Genomic DNA, 20076 nt, shown 5'->3' with positions numbered 1-20076 from the left:
GAGGCGACCTGATCTCAGGGAGGCTGGCAAGGATCGGGTGGGGCGATGGAGGCAGGGCGCATCAGAGGGCGAGGATCCGGCCCGACCGGTTTCCAACACGCCCTGGTCCCGACGCCGGGCGCCGCATGATCGGCCTTTTCGGCATCGTCCTGGCGCTGGGCCTCCTGATCTATCTCGCCTATCGCGGGGCGAGTGTGCTGGTCGTCGCCCCGATCATGGCGCTGGTCGCGGCCGGGTTTTCGCTCGCACCCGGGCTCGCAACCTACACGCAGGTCTTCATGCCCGCGACGGGCCGCTTCATCGTGACCTATTTCCCGCTCTTCCTGCTCGGCGCCATCTTCGGGCGCCTGATGGATACCAGCGGATCGGCCGCGGCCATCGCCGACGGGATCGTGGAGCGGCTGGGTCCCGCACAAGCCATTCCCGCCGTGGTGCTCGCCTGCGCGGTGCTCACTTATGGCGGTGTCTCGCTCTTCGTCGTGGCCTTCGCGATCTATCCGGTGGCCGAGGCACTGTTTCGCGCCGCCGACATTCCCAAACGCCTGATCCCCGCGACCATCGCGCTGGGCGCCTTCACCTTCACCATGACGGCGATGCCGGGCACGCCCGCGATCCAGAACGCGATCCCGATGCCCTATTTCGGCACCACGCCTTTCGCAGCGCCGGGCTTGGGCCTCATCGCGGCGGCGATCATGGCGGGCGCGGGCCTCGGCTGGCTGCTCTATCGCAAGCGGCAGGCGGGGATCGCCGGGGAGGGGTTCGGGCTGCATCCCGGCAGCGCACGGGCGGCCCCGGACGCCGAACCCGGCCCCCGTCCGCCCTTCTGGCTCGCCGGGCTGCCGATCCTCGTCGTCATCTCGCTCAACTACGTGCTGAGCGTCCACCTCTTCCCCGCGCTCGACACCTCCTACCTCGCCGAGCCGCGATACGGCGCGACCACCATCGCGGAGGTTCGGGGCATCTGGTCGATCATCGTGGCCCTGACGGTGGCCATCCTCCTGATCCTGCTTACGAACCTGCCCCGCATCGCGCCCCAGAAGGATATCGGCGACGGGGCAAGCGCCGCGGTCCTGCCGATCTTCAACACCGCGAGCCTCGTCGGCTTCGGCGCCGTCGTCGCGGCTTTGCCTGCCTTCGCCATGGTCTCCGAAGCGGTGGAGAGCGTGGGCGGTGGCCCCCTCGTCTCCCTCGCACTCTCCACCAATCTGCTCGCGGGGCTCACCGGCTCAGCCTCCGGTGGCATGAGCATCGCGTTGGAGGCGCTGGGCGACCGTTACCTCGAACAGGGGATGGCGGCCGGCATCTCCCCCGACCTGCTGCACCGGGTGACCACCATCGCGACCGGCGGGCTCGACAGCCTGCCGCATAACGGGGCGGTCATCACGCTGCTCGGCATCTGTGGTCTCACGCACCGCGAGAGCTACGGCGACATCGCGGTCGTCGCCGTTCTCGCGCCGCTCGCAGCCCTTGTGGCGGTCATTGCGCTGGGCTCGGCCTTCGGCTCGTTCTGAGGCCTCAGCGCTCTGTCAGCGCGTTGCGCATCGCGATGTTGAAGATGAAGCCCTCCAGGTACTCGTCCCAGCTCAGCACGCCGTCCTCGTCTAGGTCGGCATAGCGCGACGACATCCGCAGCGCGTGCTCGTGCTCGGCCACGCTGACCGACCCGTCATTGTTCCGGTCGAACATGTCGAACAGCACCGCGATCGACGTCTCGTAGGCCTGCGTCCGCTCGCGGAACTCCGCCAGATCGGCCATGCCGTAGCGCCAGTCCCGCATCTCGGCGAGCGAGACCGTGCCGTCCCCATCCGTGTCGATCGAGGCGAAGACCCCCTCGCCGAAGCTTAGCAGCTCCCCCTCCCCGATGATGCCATCGGTATCCGCGTCGATGCGCTGGGCGAAGTTCTCCCCCATCGCGCGGCCTGCATCGTGTTGGGGCAGGGTCTGGGCGAGCGCCGGGTTCAGAAGCAGGGCGCTGAGGGCGAGGGCGGCGAATGCAGGGCGTTTCATGGGATCTCCTCTCTCCTCCCACCGAGGTGAGTATCGGATCGGAACCCTTCAAGCCCGTGCCTGCGTGTTGAAATTCGGACGACCCTAAACTTCACGCCATGAACTGAACGTGGAGGCGCGGTGATGCGAGACTGTCCGCTGCGGACTTGTCGTCCGGATCTTCTGCAACGACGCAGACGGCTGTTACCTTCCGTATGGTCGCGCTATCCGTCTCGTCCCGGTTCATTCGGATTGCTGGAGAAGAGTGCGATCTTGTTGCCCTGAGGGTCGCGAAGGTAGCCGACATAGAAATGAGGCCCATACGACGGGCGAAAGCCCGGCTGTCCCTCGTCGGACCCGCCCGCCAGAAGCGCGGCAGCGTGGAGGGCGCTAACCTGCTTCTGGCTGCTTGCCTCGAATGCGACCATGGAGCCGTTGCCAGCGGAGGCCGGACGCCCGTCGAAGGTGAGTTTGACGTAGAACTCCGGCGGAACGACAGACTGACCCGGCCGGACGGGTAGCGCGTAACTGAGGCCGGCAGGACCTTCCTCCAGCTCATAACCCAGATCCGGAAGGAATGCTGAGTAGAAGCGTTTTGCTCGCGCGATATCATCCGCACCGACTGTGACGTAGGCAATCATGCTTTGTCTTTCTTTCCAGAGGCTTGGCTCCTCGTGCGAGCTTAACGCACTCCAGCGGAACATAAAAATTGGCTATCCGGAGAACCCCTCTTTTGCTTGCGGAGCCGACCTCGTTACAATTGCAACGGAAGCAAGAATTCCGCTCTGAGGCGGGCCCTTCGGACAGCGGTACCACTTTATGCCCGCCTATCGGGTTGAAAGGATCGTAAAAGAGCGACCGTTACCACCGCGTCCCGATGGACAGGCCCACCCATCGCGCCTACGCTGTCTCGGCAGGGGGCGTCCGATCATGGGGTCTGCTGCGGAATTCGCCGAAATAGCCGAGAGTGCACTGCGCGCGACGCGGATGCAGTCGGTTGGCATTTACCTTTTCGATGATAGTCCCTGGCTGGGCCGCGGCCTGATCCTCGGCATGCCGGAGGCGTTCATCCGTGCCTATGAGATCACCGGTGCGCCCATCGATCCGGTGCTCGCCCGGATGCGGGAGACTGGGACGCCGTGCTCCACCGTCACATGCCTCGGTGAGCGGTGGACGGGCTCCCAGCTCTATCACCGCGTCTCGGGCCGATTCGGGCTCACCGGCTTTGCGGCCCTTCCGCTCTACCGCGGCGAGGATCTGTCCGGCGTGCTCTATTTCGGCGGCACGGATGAGGAGACGGTGCGCGAGCTCGACCCCGAGGGGCTCTGCCGCCTCAGCGCCCACGCCGCCCGCGTTTCCACCGCATTGATGGCCCTGCCGCGCTGCCACCCGCGCCTCACGCCGAAGCAGGACGCGGTGGCGCGCCTCGCCGCCGACGGCCTCAGCAATCGGGAGATCGCGGAGGAGCTGCACACCGGCGAGGCGGCGGTCCGAAAGCATCTCAAGGCGCTCAACCGGATCTTCGACACGCCCAACCGGACCGCCATGGCGGCAGCCTGGCGAAAAGGCGCGCGCTAGGGTCCCCGAACGGGGACTGTGCAGGTCCGCGGGCGCTGCGGCACTCTTCTCCATCATCGCAGGAGGAGTGAGGATCATGGTCAAGGTCGCCGCCGTACAAGCCGCCCCCGTCTGGATGGACGCGCAGGGCACGCTCGACAAACCATCGCACTGATCGAGGAGGCGGGGCGCCAGGACGTCCGCCTCGTTGGCTTCGGCGAGGTCTGGCTGCCGGGCTACCCGTTCACCATCTGGCTGCAACCGCCCATGGCCGCGATGGACGTGGTGATGGCCCACCGCGCCAACGCGATCACCGTCGACGGGCCGGAGATGAAGGCGATCGGCGAGGCCGCGGCCCGCGCCGGCACCTGGGTCATGCTGGGCTTTGCCGAGCGGGACCGCGGCAGCATCTACTGCGCCCAGGCCCTGATCGACGACCGGGGCGAGGTCGTGATGAGCCGCCGCAAGCTCAAGCCCACCCATATGGAGCGCACCGTCTGGGGCGAGGGCCCCGTCACAGACATCACCGTCGTGGACACGCCGCTTGGCAAGATCGGTGGCCTCTGCTGTTGGGAGAACCTGCAGCCGATCAGCCGCCAGGGGATGTATCAGCTCGGCGAGCAGATCCACGTCGCCTGCTGGCCCAGCTTCGGCATGTTCAAGGGCGTGCGCCAGGCCTATGCGCTCTCCGCCGAGGCCAACACCAATGAATGCGCGAGCTACGCGCTGCAGGGCGGCTGCTTCGTGCTGTCGGCGGGCTCCATCATTCCGGAGGCCGATATCGAGCGGATCTGCATGGGCAATCCGGAGGCGATGGCCATGGTCTCCGCCGGCGGAGGTGCGGCCGCCGTGTTCGGCCCGGACGGCTACCGCCTGACCGACCCGCTCGACGAGCACGAGGACGGGCTCGCCGTCGCCGATATCGACCTCTCGATGATCGAGGGGGCGAAGGTCTTCGCCGACCCCGCGGGCCACTACTTCCGCCCGGACGTCGCGCGCCACGTGCTCGACGCGCAGGCCGGGCCGATCTCGGCCAATCCGCCTGCGGCCCCCGCACCGCTCAAGGCCGTCGAGGAGGACGTCGCATGACGCCCGATTTCGACGCCTTCTACACTCCGGCGCAGAAGGCGATGCAGGCCGCGCAGGGCACCGAGGCGCTTGCGAACGTGGTCCTTCAGGCCATCGTCTCCGACATAGTGGAGCCGCCGAATGCGGCCTTCATCGAGAGCCGGGACTTCTTCTTCCTGTCCACCGTAGACGGGGAGGGGCGCCCGACCGTCAGCTACAAGGGCGGCCCGCCCGGCGTCTGCGCCGTGCTCGACGAGAAGACGCTCGCCTTCCCCAGCTATGACGGCAACGGCATGTTCAAGAGCATGGGCAACGCCGCCGAGACCGGGAAGGTCGGCCTCCTCTTCATCGATTTCGAGACGCCGAACCGCGTGCGCGTGCAGGGCGACGTGACCCTCTCGACCGACGATCCGGAGATGGCCCGCTGGCCCGGCGCGCGCATGGTCGCGCGGGTGGCGGTGGAGAGCTGCTTCCTGAACTGCGCCCGCTACATCCACAAGCATACCCGCGTTGAGGCGAGCCCCTACGTCCCTGCCGCCGACGGCTCCCAACCCCACCCGGCGTGGAAGCGGATCGATGCGGTGCAGGAGGCGTTGCCGGAGGAGGATCGCGCCCGCACTGCCGAGGCTGGCGGCCCGATCACGCAGGACGATTACGTGGAAAAGCTGATGGCCGGCACCTCCTGAGCCCGGCTGGATTTTCCCGACACATCGCAGGGCAACTGACAGGGCGCTGTCAGTTGCCCCCCTCTATACCGCTCCCCGACCACAGATCGGAGGAGCGCCATGCCGGGCCATGTCATCGAAACCGTCCTTTTCACGCTGGAACAGGGCGTGAGGAAGGACGACTTCATCGCCGCCGCTCACGCCATGCGGCCCTTCATCGAGGCGCAGCCGGGCTTCGTGCACCGCCGCCTTTCCTGCACTGAGGACGGGACCTGGATCGAGCATATCGAGTGGGTGGACATGGACGCTGCCAAGGCGGCAGCCGCGTCCATCGGTTCGGCGCCCGAGGCCGCGGCCTTCGTGGGCGCCATCGATGGGCCCAGCGTGCGGATGACGCACTCCCGCGTCGAGGTCGCGCTGAACTGAGATGCGCCGCACCGACCGTCTCTTCGAGATCCTCCAGCTCTTTCGCGGCGGCAAGCTCGTGCTTGGCCGTGAGATCGCTGAGCGGCTGGAGGTCTCGCTGCGAACGGTCTACCGCGATATCGACACGCTCATCGCCTCCGGCATCCCGATCGAGGGGGAGCGCGGTGTTGGCTACATCCTGCGCGAACCGCTCTTCCTGCCGCCGCTCGCCCTGACGCTGGAGGAGCTGCGCGCCCTCAACCTCGGCGTCGAGATGCTGCGCCAGACCAGCGACCGGGAGCTGACGGAGGCCGCCGACCGGCTGCTCGACAAGATCAACGCCGTCGCCCCCAGCCGGATGCGGGAGCTCGACGCGTTGCGCGAGATCTCGGTCTACGCCGCCAGGGTCGTGGTCGCCACGCCGCTGTTGTCGCGGCTGCGCAGTGCCATCGAACGACGTGAGGTCGTTGATATCGCTTATGAAAGCCTCTCCGGCGAGCGCTCCCGCCGCACGATCTGGCCGCTCCAGACCGAGTTCTGGGGCCGGGTCTGGACCTGCGCGAGCTGGTGCGAGCTGCGGGGCGCCTTCCGCGTGTTCCGCGTCGACCGGATCGGGACCTGCACGCCGACCGGGCGCACCTATCCGGACGAGGAAGGGCGGCGCTATGCCGACTACCTCGCCGGGCTCGACCTCAGCAAATGGACCGCCTTGCCGCGCTCCATCACCACGGGGCATGGATCATGAAACTCCTGCATATCGACGCCAGCCTCCGGGCGGAGGGCTCCGCCTCCCGCGCCCTCTCCGCCTTTTTCCTCGAGGAGCTGCGGGCGGGCGGCCTGACCCTCGACATCGACCGGCTCGACCTGGCGGAGGATCCGCCGGATCATTTCGGTCCGGTTCACGCCGCGGCCATATACCTGCCGGTCGAGCAGCATACGGAGGAGATGAAGACGGCGCTCGCCGCCTCCGACGCGCTGGCGACCCGGGTGCTCGCCGCCGATGCGCTCGTCATCAGCACGCCGGTCTACAACTTCGGGATGCCGTCGGCGCTGAAGGCGTTCATCGATCATGTGTCACGCAGCGGGCTGACGTTCTCGATGACCGAAACGGGGATCGTGGGGCATCTCGCCGGGAAACGGATCGCTATCCTCGCTTCGGCCGGTGGCAACTACCGCCCCGGCGCGATGTTCGACGGGCTCGACTGCCTGACGCCGCATCTGAGGGCGATCTTCGGGTTCCTCGGCGCCGCGCCCGATATCATCCTCGCCCACCCGACCACCTTCGAGGGGCCGGAGATGAAGGCGCAGGCAATCCGCGAGGCGGAGGATGCGGCCCGCGCCCTGGCCCAAACCTGGTGCGCCGGATGACCTCGCCTGACGCCCTGCCGGTCGATGAACTCATCGCCCGGATCACCACAGCCTTCCCGGACCTCGCGCCGCAGCCCGCCTGGGGCGAGGTCACCTTCTACTACAACCCCGGCGGGCGGCTGCGGCGCGGCACCTATGTCTGCACGATCAAGGAGCGGGACGGGCCGAATGACCGCGCCTCCCGGCTCGACCGTCCGGGGGTCTATCGCCTCAATTTCGGCCTGCCGCGCCCCGACTACCTCGAACGCTTCGGCCCGCCGCCACCCCGGCCCGCGAAGGGGCGGGTGATCGAGGGCGAGCACGACTTCACCGCGCTCGACCGCCTGATGCCGCACCCGGTCTATGGCTGGATGGGCTGGGTTGCGATCCTGAACCCCTCGCGGCCCAGCGTCGAGGCGCTGACCCCGCTCCTCGCCCTCTCCCACGCGAAGGCCGCGGCGGCGTTTGCCAGGCGGACCGCCTGATGGGCCCCGCAACGAGCGCTGGACAAGCCCCGCGCCCATCGTAAAGTCCGGGCATGTCAGATCAGGCCCGGCAGCTTCAGAACGCGATCGCCGCCATCGTGCGCATCCAGAAGATCCTGGAGCCCAGCGTCCAGACGGTGCATGGCGCGCTGAAGCTCGCGCCTTCGGACATCCAGACCATGCGCTTCATCGCCGAGCACCCGGGTTGCATGTCGGGCGCCGTGGCTACGTTTCTCGGCGTCGTGCCGACCACGATGACCAGCATCGTCGACCGGCTGGTCAAGCGCGGCTTCGTCTCCCGCGAGCGGCCCGAGAGCAACCGCCGCGCCGTCTCGCTGCATCTGACGGAGGAGGGTGGCGCCGCCTTCGCCCAGCTCGAGGCGGAGGAGCTCGACTCCAGCCGCTTCATGCTGGAGACCCTGCCGGAGGAGGAGCGCGCCGCCTTCGTCCGCTCCATGACCCGCATCGCCGAGGCCCTCACCGAACTGCGGCGCGAGACAGGCTGAGCGCCTGCCGCCATGCCCCAGCCGCTCTTCACGTCCGAGGTCTTCGCACGCCGTATCCTCTGCTTGGCCCCGGACGGGCGGGTCGTGACGTGGGCGGAAAACATGGTGCTGGCTGGGTTTGACAGCCCGCACCTCTCCGTCCTGCTGGGCGAGATCGCGCCCTTCAACGCCTTCGAGATTGACGACATGCTGGGACGGATCCACCGCGAGCTCGGCGCGCCGCAGATCGTCTCCGTGAGTGCAGCGATCGAGATCCTGGCGACTGCGGCGGCCCGCTGGGTCGCGGCGGGACGCCTCACACGAGCTTCGGTTATGTCATCGGTCGCACAACTCTACATCCGCAACCGCGATTGATCCATGATCGGCGACTTCTATTACCTGCACTGCGCGGCGGAGTCGCTCGCCAGCGCGGGGTTCCAGTATGACTGGCCGGATGTCGACGCCGACAACATCGACAATGTCATCGATGAGTTTCTCGACGCATGGCGGGAAGCGCACCCCGTTCGGCAGTGGCGACCCTACGAGTGGCACAAGATCGCCCGCTAGCGGGTTTCAGCCCCAGCCACCCTCATTCCCACTCGATCATGCTGATGCAGTATAAGTTATTGATGGAAAGCAAAAAAGAAGCTTCTCCGTGGTTTTTGTGCCGTCATGGGTGCCGACGGAAAACTACGCTGTTGATCTTTTTGGCTTTTCCGCGTGCTCCTACGTCCGCTCGTGTTCTTCCACATTCAACTACATTCGGCCTCAAGCGGTGAGTGTCGAGTATGATCGTGCGCAGCGTTGCTCGCATCCCATCCCGTCGTAGAGCAGGCCACTTGACATCTGTCTTGCCAGACAAGCCAGGACAGGCAGCCGTAGACATTGTGCTGAAGCCCCAGGTCGATGCCGATGTCACCTAGGACTTCAGCAAAGAGGGACGCACGTGACGACCTGAGCAGGGGGGGCGTCGCCATTGGGGGGCGGCGGAAGTTCACTGCGGAAGCGAGATCACCGGAGCATCGGGCGGAAAGCGGAAGTTCGCCGCAAGTGCGTGAGCACCGCAAACCGCGGGTGAGAACGGACGTTGAGCCGCTAGGCATCGATAGCTCCGAGAATGATGTCTTCTACCACGCGAATTGCCTGACAACGCTGAGCAAGAGGCGCGGCGGGTATCGACACTACCGTCTGTAAGTTTTGCGCGCTGAGTGTTGGCAGTGCATGCTTCCGACGAGGAGGCACCATCAGTGGAATCGCTGCAGAAATCGACAGATCGTCAGAACGCCGTCAGACTTTTAGCCTGCATTGTCGCCGGCAGCGAAGGCCCAGAGCCCGGCGTATGGGACGAGGAAGTCGTCGCCGTTCTGGATGGGCAGGCCCGGTTGCAAGCACTGGATTTCTGGATTCGCTATCCAGACTACCTAGCGAACGAATTATTGGACCTCTACGAGAAGGATGGAGCGGAACGCCTGCTCGAAACGGCGAAACGCATCTTCTCCGACCGCGAACCCGAACTGAGGCACCTGCCAATGATTCGCTACCATTTCGGTGCCTATGAGCCACTCGACAACGCGTTGGCCATTCTTCGAGCGGCGGACCTGATCCGCATCAAGCGAGCCGGGCAGCCGGGAAAGGTCTCGCGCCACATCTACCTACTGACCCGGCGGGGCTCCGAGGCGAATGTGTCTAGCCCCCTGTGTCTGGGCCACTGATCAGGGGTTTCTCTAATATTGTTTCAGGAACGGGTGGGCGCATGTTGAGTGCCTGATGCGGGCAGGTGTGATTGTACTGCCTGAGCCAGTGATTGATGACGATCTGAGCTTGCTTGGTCGTCGTGAACCACTCCGCATTGAGAACCTCTCGCCGTAATGTCCCATTGAAGCGCTCGTTGTATCCGTTCTCCCAGGGTGATCCTGGGTAGATGCGGATGGGCTTGATCCCAACACGCCGAAGCCAGCCCTGCATCGCCTCTGCTGCGAACTCGGGTCCGTTATCGGACCGGATATACTCCGGGGAACCGTGGCGCAGCAGGAGCGGATAGAGTGCTTCGAGAACTTCGTCGGCACCCATCTTGGTGCGGACCACAACAGCCAAGGCCTGCCGCGTGAACTCGTCGAGAACCGTCAGCATCTTGTAACTGCGCCCATTGCTGAGCTTGTCATGCACGAAGTCTATTGCCCAAACATGGTTCGGGTGCGTGGGCCGAAGCCGGATGATCGAGCTGCCCTTGTGGTAGAGCCGCTTGCGCTTTTTGTGCCGCTGCGGAAGCTGCAATCCTTCCTCACGCCAGAGCCGCTCGACCTTCTTGTGATTGACCCGCCAGCCTTCCATGTGAAGCAGCTCCGTGATCTTGCGGTAGCCATATCGCCCGTACTGCTTCGCCAACCGGATCAGAGCCAACCGTAGCGCATCATCGTCTCTCTGTGTTGGCTGATATTGCAGGGAGCTCCGCGCCAGGCCAATCACCCGGCAGGTCCGCCGCTCAGACGTGGCAAGCTTCTGGCGTGTGTGAAGGACGGCCTGACGAAGCTCCTCTGTGGTCAGGCCCTGGGCTTTAGGTGGTTCAGGCTTTCCTTGAGTATGAGCTTGTCCAGTTCGAGCTCGGCGACGATCTTCTTCAGTCGGGCGTTCTCTTTCTCCAAACTCTTCATCTCCGACAGCTGCGACCGGCCCATCCCGCCAAACCGTTTCCGCCAGTTGTAGTATGTCGCGTCGCTGATCCCGACGCCGCGGCATGCAGTGGCCACGTCATCGCCCGCCGTCAGCTTCAGCTCGATCTCACGCAGCAGCTTCAAGATGTCTTCGTCTGAATGTCGCTTCCTCGCCATGCCCAATCCCCCTCTCGCGGCCAATGTAATGGCCCAGTTCTAGGGGGGAAGGACAAGGCCACCTCCGTGATCTCCGAAGTCCGAGATTTGTGCGTATCGGGCGAGTGTCTCCTTTGGGGGGCGATCAGTTTTTACACACCTATTGACGTCCGGTTTCTGAAAGGCCGCAGCACATCGATGGTCTGGTAAGGGTCGAAACCGAAGCGAAGCTCGTAGCGCGCCTCTTCCAAACATATCACTATCGATCGAAGCAGAAGTCGCTGGCTGGGCACGGCTAAAATATTAGCGCGCCGGCGGCATGCATTCGCGTCAAGGCCAGGTTGATTGGCGCTGGTTCCGCTTTGTCGTGGAGCACCGAGAAATGCACGGCTTCTATGCGGCGGAACAATAAACGCGGAACGTTGCGAGTCTGGAAAATCATCTCGAGCTCGCTCGAGACTGGGGCGGCTATGATGAAGCAGTTCCACGTCTTGAAGCACGAAGCTGACGGAGCGCACCGGTATAGCACGCTCCGCAGATTGCTTGCGTCAGACGAAACTGAGATCGTCGGCGGTCAGCGTGCCGGTGAAGCCGACGAGCGTGACGCTGTTCTCACCATCAGTGATGATCGTGGAACCGTCGTCCTGCGTGATCTCGATATCGTTTTCATCATCGACATCAATGACCAGCAGATCTTCGCCTTGCGTGAAGTCCGTAACTGTATCTTTGCCATTGTAATCATAGTGGAAACGAAACTCGAAAGTGTCGCTACCGGAACCGCCCGTCAGTAGATCGTCTCCAGTGCCACCGAACAGCAGGTCGTCTCCGGCGCCCCCGTCGAAGACATCGGCTCCGCCATAGTAATCATCTTCGATACCCTCCAGCGTGTCGTTCCCGCTCTCGCCAAAGGCGGAGTTGTTCCCGTAGGCAAGGAATACGTCGTCATCGCCGGCACCGCCGAAGACGACATCGCTGTCGCCCAAGCCGTTTGCATGGGATGAATCGTAGTTGCTGACGTAATCGTCGCCATCACCCGCAATTACAGTGTCGTTGCCGCCGATTTCGATATCAATAAAATCATCACCTGCGCCGGTATCGACGTAGCTACCTTCGTAGTTCTCTCTATCGCCGTCATATCTCACACCAGTATAGATGTAGTCATTTCCGCTTCCGGTCAGGACGTTTTCGACGTTGCGAATGGAGCCCGTCTGCGTGAGACCACTTTCAAAGCGGACGAACACACCGCTGGAGTCCTCACCGCCATCCACATCGTCGTCCGCGTCCGGCACAAGTCTCACGATCAAGTCCGACGTCGAGGCACTGAAATCGATCGTGTCGGTCCCCGCCCCGCCTTCATATGCCGTGAAGCCGTCTTCGGACCCGATCAGCGTGTCGTTTCCGGCGCCGCCGTCCAGCGTGTCGTTGCCACCGTTACCGTCGAGGATGTTGGCGCCATCCGTGCCGGTGATCAGGTTGTCACCCGACGTGCCGACCGCATTCTCGAAGTTGGTCATGGCCTCCGTCACGCCGTTGAAGAACGTGGCGAGGCCCGCGGCGAGGTCCAGATCGACATCCGCGCTGGTGTAGCTGAAGTCGATCGTATCGATGCCGTCGCCGCCATCCATGGTGTCGCGGCCGAGGCCTCCGCTGATCGTGTCGTCTCCGGCACCGCCCTGGATGTCGTTCCGGCCGTCGTCGCCGGTGATCAGGTTGTCACCGCCCGACCCGATGACGTTCTCGAAGTTCAGGATCTCCTCGGTATTGCCGTTGAAGAATGTGGCGAGCTCCGCCGTGAGATCGATATCCATATCGGCAGAGGTGTACGCATAGCTGACGGTGTCGGTCCCGCTTCCGCCGTCGAGCGTGTCGAGCCCGCGGCCGCCTGAAATGAGGTCGTTTCCACCGAAGCCGCGGATCAATTCCTGCGCGCCGGTGCCGATGAGAACGTCGTCGCCGGCGGTCCCGTCGAGATTGGTTGGCATGATGTATTACTCCTGGTCTGAAATATTGCCCCCAGGGGCGAAGGCAGCGCTTTTCTACCAGAGGTTGAGTTGCGAAATCGTGTCAGAAAGCCGGAAAGCGTGGCATTCGAAGCGTTTTTCTCGTTTTGCAACAAGGCATTAAAAGCCGCCCGAGGTTTGAAGGGCGTGCGTTGCAATTTGATCGTGGCAGTGGAAGCGGCCCAACCGCCTGCGCACAGCTAGCTCGCTCTAGAACGGCCAGGACCGATCTGGGTGACCAGAACGGTAAGCGAGAGCGTCGTCAGTCTGCGCCGGCCCGTAGTCCCGCCAACCTGTACTTTGGCCAGGGCGGTAAGTTTGCACCGATAGCGAATGGCGGGTTTGAAGCACTGCACCGCAGGCACAGAGGCTGTCGACTGGCGGCAGCTATGGGCCGCTACTGGAGTTCGTGGTCTGTTGGAGCCGGCATCGGTGCGGGCTTGTGAACGGCCACGCCGATCATGACGAGGACCACGCCTAGGACATCCACGGCGTTCGGAATCTGGCGCAAGACGATCACGCCGATGATCGTGGCGGTTGCAGGCAGAAGCGCGAGCAGGAACGCGAAGCTGGCGCGTGGCAGACGGGCCATTGCGAGCTGATCGCAGACATAGGGGATGACGGACGAACAGATGCCGACCCCAATCCCGGCCAGAACCAGAAGCGGTGCGCCGAAGGCTTCGAGAGCCTGTAGGAACCCGATAGGCATCACGAAGATGAAGGCCGCTGTCATGGCCGCGCCGAGACGCTCCACGCCACCTGAAGCGCCACCTTCGGAAATCTTGTGGCCAAGGATGATGTAGAGGACGAACAGCGACCCGTTAAGAACCGCCCAGAATAGGCCCAGTAGGTCAGATGTCAGAGCAGGTCCATCCGCCGCCAGGAGCGATGGCACGTCGATCAGAAGGGCCACGCCGATGATGGCGAAGGCGAAAGCCAGAAAGTTGCGCCCCGTGCGGAGACCCCAGAGGGCGATTCCGATGGTGCCGACGAACTCGATTGCCGCAACGAGTGAGATCGGCAACCGGTCCAGCGCCAGGTAAAAGGAGCTGTTCATTACCGCGAGACAACCGCCAAGCGCGATAAGAAGCAGGCGCTCGCGGGGCGTCGATTTCTTGAACGTACGCCAAGGCTTCGTGATCGGCGCGAAGACCAATGCTGCCGAGGCGATGCGGAACCAGGCAACGCCAAGTACGCCGACGACCGGAAAGAGCAGAACGGCGAAAGCCGGGCCGAGATAATGGAAAACGGCGGAGGCGCCGAACCATGCGTGAGGGGGAACGGCCTCGGACATGCGCGACATGGCTCCGGGGGCGTTGGCGACGGCGGGATCTGCAGAAGCTTGATCTGTCATGTATCCATGATGCAAGGTACATGCGGATTTGGATATTGAGATCGACTATGCTCAAGGCTGGTTCGAACGCAAGAATGAAGGAAAAGGGGCGCTCTGACCTTCGATCCGAAGAAACCGGTCTCGACAGCATCGATGCTGCCATTCTTCGCGAGCTTTGCACGGACGCACGTATCCCCCGTGCCGAGCTATCCCGGCGGGTGGGCCTGTCCGCCCCAAGCGTGGCGGACCGTGTGCGACGTCTTGAAGACGTGGGCATCATCACCGGATACGGCGCTCGCATTGACCCGACTCGCCTTGGCTACAGCCTCACGATCCTGATCCGCGCACGCCCGCTGCCGGGCGAAATGAAGAACATGATCGAAGCTATCCGAGAAACGCCTCAGATCGTGGCGTGCGACCGCGTTTCTGGTGAGGATTGCTTCGTCGCTCGCGCCCACGTCCGCGACGTGGCCGAGATGGAGGCTGTGATCGACCGGATTGTGCCCTTCGGCGCGACAAACTCGTCTATCGTTCAATCTTCACCGGTCGAAGAGCGACTTGTCGAACTCTGAGCCAGCAAGCAAAAGCAGACGTCCGCAGCAACGCAGGAGATTTCGGCTTCGTCCTGCGTTGCAGCCGTATCATCGACTTTCCGGACAAAGTACCGGTAAATGCCCGCTTCTGGGAAGCTGCACTGCGGCGTGGGAGACCTAGATGAATGGCCGGAAGGGGCGGTTGGACGGCATCTTTGTTCTTCGTGGTCAGCCTGGGTTTCGATAGTCCCGGCAGCGTATTCTGTCATCTGAGCGCCCCGGCGATCACGAGAGTTCTTTGTCAGATCATTATATGATCGCCGCTAGAGTATACATTCTAGACAACGACCACTAGATCGGCGAGATTTCAGAATGGGATACGATCAAAATTTCATCAGCGGGTTCGAGGTTCCCCTGCCTGTCCCTAGCGAACGCGTTCTTTCAACGACGTTCCAGCGAGATTTTGTTCATCACACCCGACATTCCATATTGTTCAACCAGAACCGCGGTTTGGCGTCGATGACCGCCCACAACATTGATGGCAGTAGTCTGCCGGACGAACAGCATACGAGCCGAGATTTTGACTTCGATCCGAAGATCGATGCCAATCTGCAGATCGGGAACGAACAAGGCTACAAGGATACCCCAGATTACTACCAGAGAGGCCATTTGGCGCGAAGAAAAAGCCTATCTTGGGGAAGCACCTCGGATGAGATTGAAGACGCCAAACGCGCGGAGCGGGAGAGCGACTATTATTCCAACATCGCCCCACAAGAACGACGGATGCACGTTGCCTGGGGAAAGGTAGAAGACTGGATGTTGGAGCTGTCGGAGGCACCATCAAATGAGCGTCGCTCATGTGTTTTTCAGGGGCCCGTCTTCACTGAAGAGGATCCGGAAGTCACAATCACCGAGGGATATGATCCAGTCAAAATTCCTGCTGGTTTTTGGAAAGTCATGGCAATCCGGCGTGGAGACAAGCTTCGCGCTGCCGGGTTTCTGATTTGGCAAAGTGACTATGCCTCACCGGAGCCATTGAGTTTTTCACCAGTCCTGGAACAGGTGCGGCTCACGACGATTGAGGTTTTGAGTGGGCTTTCGTTTCCGGAGCTCCGCAACGCGGATGCGATGATCTTCGCGGCAGAGCAAGACCAGTTGTTTAGTGTTCGGACTCCGCCCCGGCGCGAGCCATCGGACATCTTAGATCGGATTCGAGACACCGCGACGAAGTCCATTCCGAATTGGACACGCTCGGTTTTCAGTTCGGGCGCGAGGCCTCGATCAACGGCAATCCACGGCCCTCAGGATATAATCATCTAGCAGGACTGAAGTTCGAGACTTCAAGCTTTGCTTTCTCAAGCCTGTCACCCACCTTGATTTCCCAATCCTGGAAGATCCGATAGAGAATTCCGCGCAGCGTCAGGTTTCGGTTCTTGGCAAGTTGATCGATTGAAAACTATCGCCGCCGTACGGGACTCAAACTTGGAACAGATTTCCTGAATTCGCTGCATAGAAGGGCCCTGCCGCCACGTCCCAAAGCCTAGAAAATCCGCGGAGTGAAAGCTCGCCTACATGCAGTTTTTGCGGTCGCGGCGAATGTCTCCTTCGACGGGCCGCAGCGTAGCATGATGGAAGTTTGTCGAGAGGCCGGTTTGGGCCGCCCACCGAAGGCGGCCCATCGGCATCAGATCTCGACGGCTTCCGAGATCGCCAACGCATCTTCGAGCTCGACGCCGAGGTAGCGGACTGTGCTGTCCATCTTCGTGTGGCCGAGAAGGAGTTGAACCGCGCGGAGGTTGCCCGTCTTTCGGTAGATCTGCGCCACCTTCGTCCGGCGCATCGAGTGCGTCCCGTAGGCACTCGGCTCAAGCCCGATCGACATCACCCAGGCACGTACGAGGCGTGCATATTGGCGGATCGAGATGTGCAGCGGTTCGTGGAGCCGACCGGGCCACAGATGTTCTTGCCCGATCATCATTGGATGCGCGAGCCAGTGCTCGATCGACTTCCGCGTGCCTTCCGTCAGCTCGAAGCGCACCGGCTTCTGCGTCTTGCTCTAGAGGATCGAGGTGCGCTCCTTGACTTGGCCGGCGGCGTAGACGTCCGCGACCTTGAGGCGGACGAGGTCGCAGCCCCTGAGTTTACTGTCGATCGCCGTGTTGAAGAGGGCGAGGTCGCGGACGTTCTCGGCGATCTCGAGCCGGACCCTGATGGCCCAGACGTGCTTCGGAAGAAGCGGTCGCTTCTGGCCGACAATCCGCCCTTTGTTCCAGGCAGGACGCCGAGGCCGAATGGCAGGTAGGTTCACGATGCGCATGGCGGTTCTCCGACCTACCGCTCCCCATCACATCGCCAACTCGACGTTGGCGAGGGCACGATATCGCAGGTCCGTTGCTCTGCGGAACATGGCGGGAACGAGCCCAAGGTTACCGATGCCGCTCGATGTACGAACGTCATCTATCTGCTTCAGCGGCCAATCGTTTGGCCAGCAATAATCTCAGCGCCATCGCGGTGAGCAGAAGTACTGCGCCAACACTCCAGGCCCGGGGCGTTGAGTACAACTCGGCGAGTGATCTTCCCCCCGTTTCTGGGCGGGTCTTTATGCGACCTTTCGGGTTTTGTTTCGGACCATTTTCAGGGGTCAAGACCAGACACATCCACGAGGCTGCCTGCAAAGCCCAAGTGCCTGCGCCTTCCCACCGCGGCTCCGCAGAGAGCGACTTTTGTTTCCTGCAAGGCTACTGGCAGATTCTCGAAGGTGTTGCGGCCCTCATAGAGAGTCGGAAATCACATTCGCCTATGCAGAAAATCGGCGAGACCGTTTTCCAACGGCACGACAAAACTCTAGAAGATCTCACATGTCGCATCGCTTGGGACGCCTCGATCTGAACCTCATCTCCGCGCTGGTCGTTCTGATCGAGGAGCGGTCGACCACGGCTGCCGCGAAACGGCTGAACCTGGCGCAGTCCACGGTATCGGGGATCCTTGCCCGCCTCCGCGACGTGTTCGACGACGACCTGCTGGTGCGTGAGGGACGCGGTCTTGTCCCGACGAGCCGCGCCGAGGAATTACTAGCGGCAGCCAAACCACACCTCGACGCGCTCGCTGCATCGCTCGGTGAAGTGCAGGAATTCAATCCGGCGGAAGACATTCGCATCTTTCGGCTCGGTTGCACGGATGCCGTCGCCATGGCGATCCTGCCCCAGCTCACGGAAACCCTCCGCCGCGAGGCACCTCATTGTGGCCTGACGGTCCGAATAGGGATTACCGCAATTTGCCCGGCATGCTTCTATCGGACGAAACGGGCCTGGCTGTGGGTTATCTTCGCGACGACCCGCACGCGACAGCCAAAAGGCGCGTTTTGCGCCACGCGCCATGGGTCGTGCTGCGCGATGCATCCACGGCTCCGATCAACGGCATAAGCGATTTCTGTTCGAGGCCGCAGGTGTTGGTGACGCCGCAGGGTGATCTCGAGGGGTTTGTCGACGACCAGCTTCGCGAACTGGGGCACGACCGTCATGTGGTCGTGGGACTGTCGTCCTTTGCGCTCATTTTATCGACCTTGCCGGGAACCGATCTCATTACGACGGTGCCCGATTTCATCGCGGAGCGCCTCGCCGATCTTGGCAGACTGGCAATCGACCCATGCCCGGTCGCCGTTCCGCCGGTCACGAACACGATGGCCTGGCCCGCTTCAACCGATCGCGATTCGGCAGAGCGTTGGTTCAGGGAACGTGTCGCAGAGGCGTTTCTCGCGACTGGCGGCTCATCGGAAAGCTGATAGTTCGCTGCCGAATTGGAGATCCCGCGGCTCGCGACCGTATGTCCACCGCCTGTGTCAATGACACCGTCTGACAAGAACAGGACCGCAAACCCATACCAGAACTGCAGCTGCACTGATATCCCGCACGCATCTTGCCGAGGTCGGGCGCGAGACGGGGTGATAACTCGACGAGATAACCGCGCCCGATTGAACGCTCATCGACGAAGGACACGCTGTGGACATCGTGTTCATCCCACGCTTTGCGGGACGGGTGGCTTGTCACAGGTCAAAAACCGGCACCCGCAGCTCGTGTCGGTCGCGTGCTGCTGGAGGCGCTGAATGAAAGAACAGATCCGATGCAGCCGCCTGACATGGTTTGCCACAAACCCTGATTGATGCGCAGGGCGTGGGTCCTGAATGGCAAAAGTCCAATTGAAAAGCCATTTGTTCCGAATGGCTTTTGCCGATTTCTCGCCAGGCACAACTCCCATCATGTCTCGCTTACACCCTTGGGCATGGCACGGTCCCGGCTCCGGGTATCAGACAATGGTTTTCGAGGAGATACTTCCATGTTCGATCCGTCCAACCTCAATCGCCGATCGGTTCTGGCGGGCACTGCTGTCGCAGCCTTGCTCGCTTCTGCGCCATCGATGGTGAGTGCTCAGGCCGTTGCTGAAGGCTCCGTTGTTCTCATCACGGGATGCTCGTCCGGCCTCGGCCAACTCGAGGCTCTGGCGCTCGCGCGCGCCGGCCACACTGTCGTCGCCTCCATGCGGGGCGTCGGCGGCAGAAATGCGGAAGAAGCCGCCGCGCTTCAGGCCATCATTGACGATGAGGCCCTTCCCATGAGCATCGTCGAGATCGACGTCACCGATCCCGAAAGCGTCGCATCTGGCGTCGTCGCCGCGCAGGCCGTCGGACCTATCGAAGTCCTTATCAACAACGCTGGTTTCGGCATTCCCGGGCCGACGGAAGTGCACGCCGACGAGTGGGTTCAACGTCAGATCGACACCAATCTCCTCGGATATTACCGGATGGCCCGCGCCGTGCTCCCCGATATGCGCGCGCGGGGGCGTGGATACATCATCCAGACATCATCCGGGCTTGGCCGCCTCATCAATGCGGAGCTGGGCTGGTACGCCGCAACGAAGCACGCCACCGAGATGATCTCGCAGTTGATGGCCTATGAGCTTGTTCCCTTCGGCGTCGACGTCACGGTTCTTCAGCCGGGCCGCTTTGATACCGACTTCACGGACAATGCTGGCATCTACCTTCAGGAGCTTCTGGACAGCGGTTCCATCGATCCCGAGCGCCGCGAAGCCTACGCCTCTCACATTGCGATTTCGCAGGAATGGACGCAGTCCGAGCCACCGGTCACAGGTGACATGGTCGCCGCGGAAGTCGTGCGCCTGATCGAAGCCGGACCCGGCAACCGACCACTTCGCGCGATCGCGTCCGGCCGTCCCGACCTCGTGGCCCGTATCAACGCCGAGCTTGCTGAGACGCAAGGCGCCTTCATGGCGAATGGTCCGTACGGAGAATGGGTCGCCACGGTCAACAGCCGAGGCTGATCCGCATACCGACGCGATAATGGTGTGCGCGGGTCCCCCTTTTCCGGCGCACATCAAGAGTTTCTCTAAAC

Annotated in this window: 22 protein-coding genes and 1 pseudogene; 17 read left to right on the top strand and 6 right to left on the bottom strand. The window is 62.7% G+C overall.

The window, feature by feature from the left end; genetic code table 11:
- Positions 1-125: 125 nt before the first annotated feature.
- Entirely contained in the window at positions 126-1511 is a 1386-nt protein-coding gene (locus tag I0K15_RS03315; protein ID WP_196104014.1) for a GntP family permease, read from the top strand.
- A 4-nt stretch (positions 1512-1515) separates the two neighbouring features.
- Here the strand turns inward: I0K15_RS03315 and I0K15_RS03310 are convergent, their stop codons facing one another.
- Positions 1516-2007 carry an EF-hand domain-containing protein gene (locus I0K15_RS03310; RefSeq protein ID WP_196104013.1) on the bottom strand — a complete coding sequence of 164 codons (492 nt, stop codon included), beginning with the start codon at positions 2005-2007 and terminating at the stop codon, positions 1516-1518.
- 203 nt (positions 2008-2210) lie between these two features.
- Entirely contained in the window at positions 2211-2627 is a 417-nt protein-coding gene (locus I0K15_RS03305) for a VOC family protein (RefSeq protein ID WP_196104012.1), read from the bottom strand.
- A gap of 289 nt (positions 2628-2916) precedes the next feature.
- Between I0K15_RS03305 and I0K15_RS03300 the strand changes: the two genes are divergently transcribed.
- The 11 genes from I0K15_RS03300 to I0K15_RS03250 all read left to right on the top strand — a co-directional run bounded on the left by I0K15_RS03300 (position 2917) and on the right by I0K15_RS03250 (position 9710).
- Entirely contained in the window at positions 2917-3564 is a 648-nt protein-coding gene (locus tag I0K15_RS03300; RefSeq protein ID WP_230374267.1) for a helix-turn-helix transcriptional regulator, read from the top strand.
- Between the two features lie 18 nt (positions 3565-3582).
- Complete coding sequence (locus I0K15_RS03295; protein ID WP_230374266.1) at positions 3583-4632, top strand: carbon-nitrogen hydrolase family protein; 1050 nt, start codon at positions 3583-3585, stop codon at positions 4630-4632.
- The gene (locus tag I0K15_RS03290; protein ID WP_196104011.1) at positions 4629-5297 is read left to right on the top strand and encodes a pyridoxamine 5'-phosphate oxidase family protein; all 669 of its coding nucleotides are present in this window, start codon (positions 4629-4631) and stop codon (positions 5295-5297) included. Before I0K15_RS03295 ends, I0K15_RS03290 begins: the two co-directional genes overlap by 4 nt.
- 99 nt (positions 5298-5396) lie before the next feature.
- On the top strand, positions 5397-5702 hold the full coding sequence (locus I0K15_RS03285; protein ID WP_196104010.1) for an antibiotic biosynthesis monooxygenase family protein: 306 nt from the start codon (positions 5397-5399) through the stop codon (positions 5700-5702).
- Between the two features lies 1 nt (position 5703).
- Positions 5704-6426, top strand: coding sequence for a helix-turn-helix transcriptional regulator (locus I0K15_RS03280; RefSeq protein ID WP_196104009.1), 723 nt, complete (start codon positions 5704-5706; stop codon positions 6424-6426).
- Positions 6423-7049, top strand: a complete 627-nt coding sequence (locus I0K15_RS03275; protein ID WP_196104008.1) for an FMN-dependent NADH-azoreductase — start codon at positions 6423-6425, stop codon at positions 7047-7049. The genes I0K15_RS03280 and I0K15_RS03275 overlap by 4 nt, the downstream gene beginning before the upstream one ends.
- Positions 7046-7513: a DUF6194 family protein gene (locus tag I0K15_RS03270; RefSeq protein WP_196104007.1), complete on the top strand. Its 468-nt coding sequence runs from the start codon at positions 7046-7048 to the stop codon at positions 7511-7513. Before I0K15_RS03275 ends, I0K15_RS03270 begins: the two co-directional genes overlap by 4 nt.
- Positions 7514-7566: 53 nt before the next feature.
- A complete protein-coding gene (locus I0K15_RS03265; RefSeq protein ID WP_196104006.1) occupies positions 7567-8019 on the top strand; it encodes a MarR family winged helix-turn-helix transcriptional regulator in 453 nt (150 codons plus the stop codon).
- 12 nt (positions 8020-8031) lie between these two features.
- Entirely contained in the window at positions 8032-8373 is a 342-nt protein-coding gene (locus I0K15_RS03260) for a hypothetical protein (RefSeq protein WP_196104005.1), read from the top strand.
- Positions 8374-8376: 3 nt separating this feature from the next.
- Entirely contained in the window at positions 8377-8565 is a 189-nt protein-coding gene (locus I0K15_RS03255) for a hypothetical protein (protein WP_196104004.1), read from the top strand.
- A gap of 680 nt (positions 8566-9245) precedes the next feature.
- Positions 9246-9710, top strand: coding sequence for a hypothetical protein (locus I0K15_RS03250; RefSeq protein WP_196104003.1), 465 nt, complete (start codon positions 9246-9248; stop codon positions 9708-9710).
- Here the strand turns inward: I0K15_RS03250 and I0K15_RS03245 are convergent.
- The 3 genes from I0K15_RS03245 to I0K15_RS03230 all read right to left on the bottom strand — a co-directional run bounded on the left by I0K15_RS03245 (position 9685) and on the right by I0K15_RS03230 (position 14099).
- A protein-coding gene (locus I0K15_RS03245; protein ID WP_422394002.1) for an IS3 family transposase occupies positions 9685-10826 on the bottom strand; the annotation gives its coding sequence in 2 pieces (ribosomal slippage) (positions 9685-10563 and positions 10566-10826; 1140 coding nt in all). The genes I0K15_RS03250 and I0K15_RS03245 overlap by 26 nt on opposite strands.
- Before the next feature lie 527 nt (positions 10827-11353).
- Positions 11354-12787, bottom strand: coding sequence for a calcium-binding protein (locus I0K15_RS03235; RefSeq protein WP_196104002.1), 1434 nt, complete (start codon positions 12785-12787; stop codon positions 11354-11356).
- 415 nt (positions 12788-13202) lie between these two features.
- Positions 13203-14099, bottom strand: a complete 897-nt coding sequence (locus I0K15_RS03230; protein ID WP_230374265.1) for an EamA family transporter — start codon at positions 14097-14099, stop codon at positions 13203-13205.
- Between the two features lie 107 nt (positions 14100-14206).
- On the opposite strand from I0K15_RS03230, the gene I0K15_RS03225 reads away from it, so the two are divergent.
- Both I0K15_RS03225 and I0K15_RS03220 read left to right on the top strand, forming a co-directional pair.
- Positions 14207-14710: an Lrp/AsnC family transcriptional regulator gene (locus tag I0K15_RS03225; RefSeq protein ID WP_196104000.1), complete on the top strand. Its 504-nt coding sequence runs from the start codon at positions 14207-14209 to the stop codon at positions 14708-14710.
- A gap of 333 nt (positions 14711-15043) precedes the next feature.
- Positions 15044-15991, top strand: coding sequence for a DNA/RNA non-specific endonuclease (locus I0K15_RS03220; RefSeq protein WP_196103999.1), 948 nt, complete (start codon positions 15044-15046; stop codon positions 15989-15991).
- A 364-nt stretch (positions 15992-16355) separates the two neighbouring features.
- Here the strand turns inward: I0K15_RS03220 and I0K15_RS03215 are convergent.
- Positions 16356-16988: pseudogene (locus I0K15_RS03215) on the bottom strand (tyrosine-type recombinase/integrase).
- Between the two features lie 541 nt (positions 16989-17529).
- Here I0K15_RS03215 and I0K15_RS20990 point away from each other — a divergent pair.
- From I0K15_RS20990 to I0K15_RS03205, 3 genes are all read left to right on the top strand, one after another.
- A complete protein-coding gene (locus I0K15_RS20990) occupies positions 17530-18093 on the top strand; it encodes a LysR family transcriptional regulator (RefSeq protein WP_230374264.1) in 564 nt (187 codons plus the stop codon).
- Complete coding sequence (locus tag I0K15_RS20985) at positions 17985-18452, top strand: LysR substrate-binding domain-containing protein (RefSeq protein ID WP_230374263.1); 468 nt, start codon at positions 17985-17987, stop codon at positions 18450-18452. Before I0K15_RS20990 ends, I0K15_RS20985 begins: the two co-directional genes overlap by 109 nt.
- Before the next feature lie 551 nt (positions 18453-19003).
- Positions 19004-20005: an SDR family NAD(P)-dependent oxidoreductase gene (locus I0K15_RS03205; RefSeq protein ID WP_196103998.1), complete on the top strand. Its 1002-nt coding sequence runs from the start codon at positions 19004-19006 to the stop codon at positions 20003-20005.
- Positions 20006-20076: the final 71 nt, after the last annotated feature.

The organism is Pontivivens ytuae (assembly GCF_015679265.1).
In the GTDB taxonomy this organism is placed as follows: domain Bacteria; phylum Pseudomonadota; class Alphaproteobacteria; order Rhodobacterales; family Rhodobacteraceae; genus Pontivivens; species Pontivivens ytuae.
Note: the sequence above shows the minus strand (reverse complement) of the source record. Positions and strands in the feature narration are given on the sequence as shown.

Excerpts from the sequence above, each read along its gene's own strand:
- I0K15_RS03315 (WP_196104014.1), top strand. The coding sequence starts at position 126 with ATGATCGGCCTTTTCGGCATCGTCCTGGCGCTGGGCCTCCTGATCTAT.
- I0K15_RS03285 (WP_196104010.1), top strand. The coding sequence starts at position 5,397 with ATGCCGGGCCATGTCATCGAAACCGTCCTTTTCACGCTGGAACAGGGC.
- I0K15_RS03280 (WP_196104009.1), top strand. The coding sequence starts at position 5,704 with ATGCGCCGCACCGACCGTCTCTTCGAGATCCTCCAGCTCTTTCGCGGC.
- I0K15_RS03230 (WP_230374265.1), bottom strand. The coding sequence starts at position 14,099 with ATGTCCGAGGCCGTTCCCCCTCACGCATGGTTCGGCGCCTCCGCCGTT.
- I0K15_RS03260 (WP_196104005.1), top strand. The coding sequence starts at position 8,032 with ATGCCCCAGCCGCTCTTCACGTCCGAGGTCTTCGCACGCCGTATCCTC.
- I0K15_RS03300 (WP_230374267.1), top strand. The coding sequence starts at position 2,917 with ATGGGGTCTGCTGCGGAATTCGCCGAAATAGCCGAGAGTGCACTGCGC.
- I0K15_RS20990 (WP_230374264.1), top strand. The coding sequence starts at position 17,530 with ATGTCGCATCGCTTGGGACGCCTCGATCTGAACCTCATCTCCGCGCTG.
- I0K15_RS03265 (WP_196104006.1), top strand. The coding sequence starts at position 7,567 with ATGTCAGATCAGGCCCGGCAGCTTCAGAACGCGATCGCCGCCATCGTG.
- I0K15_RS03255 (WP_196104004.1), top strand. The coding sequence starts at position 8,377 with ATGATCGGCGACTTCTATTACCTGCACTGCGCGGCGGAGTCGCTCGCC.
- I0K15_RS03310 (WP_196104013.1), bottom strand. The coding sequence starts at position 2,007 with ATGAAACGCCCTGCATTCGCCGCCCTCGCCCTCAGCGCCCTGCTTCTG.
- I0K15_RS03270 (WP_196104007.1), top strand. The coding sequence starts at position 7,046 with ATGACCTCGCCTGACGCCCTGCCGGTCGATGAACTCATCGCCCGGATC.
- I0K15_RS03220 (WP_196103999.1), top strand. The coding sequence starts at position 15,044 with ATGGGATACGATCAAAATTTCATCAGCGGGTTCGAGGTTCCCCTGCCT.
- I0K15_RS03290 (WP_196104011.1), top strand. The coding sequence starts at position 4,629 with ATGACGCCCGATTTCGACGCCTTCTACACTCCGGCGCAGAAGGCGATG.
- I0K15_RS03235 (WP_196104002.1), bottom strand. The coding sequence starts at position 12,787 with ATGCCAACCAATCTCGACGGGACCGCCGGCGACGACGTTCTCATCGGC.
- I0K15_RS03305 (WP_196104012.1), bottom strand. The coding sequence starts at position 2,627 with ATGATTGCCTACGTCACAGTCGGTGCGGATGATATCGCGCGAGCAAAA.
- I0K15_RS03275 (WP_196104008.1), top strand. The coding sequence starts at position 6,423 with ATGAAACTCCTGCATATCGACGCCAGCCTCCGGGCGGAGGGCTCCGCC.
- I0K15_RS03225 (WP_196104000.1), top strand. The coding sequence starts at position 14,207 with ATGCTCAAGGCTGGTTCGAACGCAAGAATGAAGGAAAAGGGGCGCTCT.
- I0K15_RS03205 (WP_196103998.1), top strand. The coding sequence starts at position 19,004 with ATGTTCGATCCGTCCAACCTCAATCGCCGATCGGTTCTGGCGGGCACT.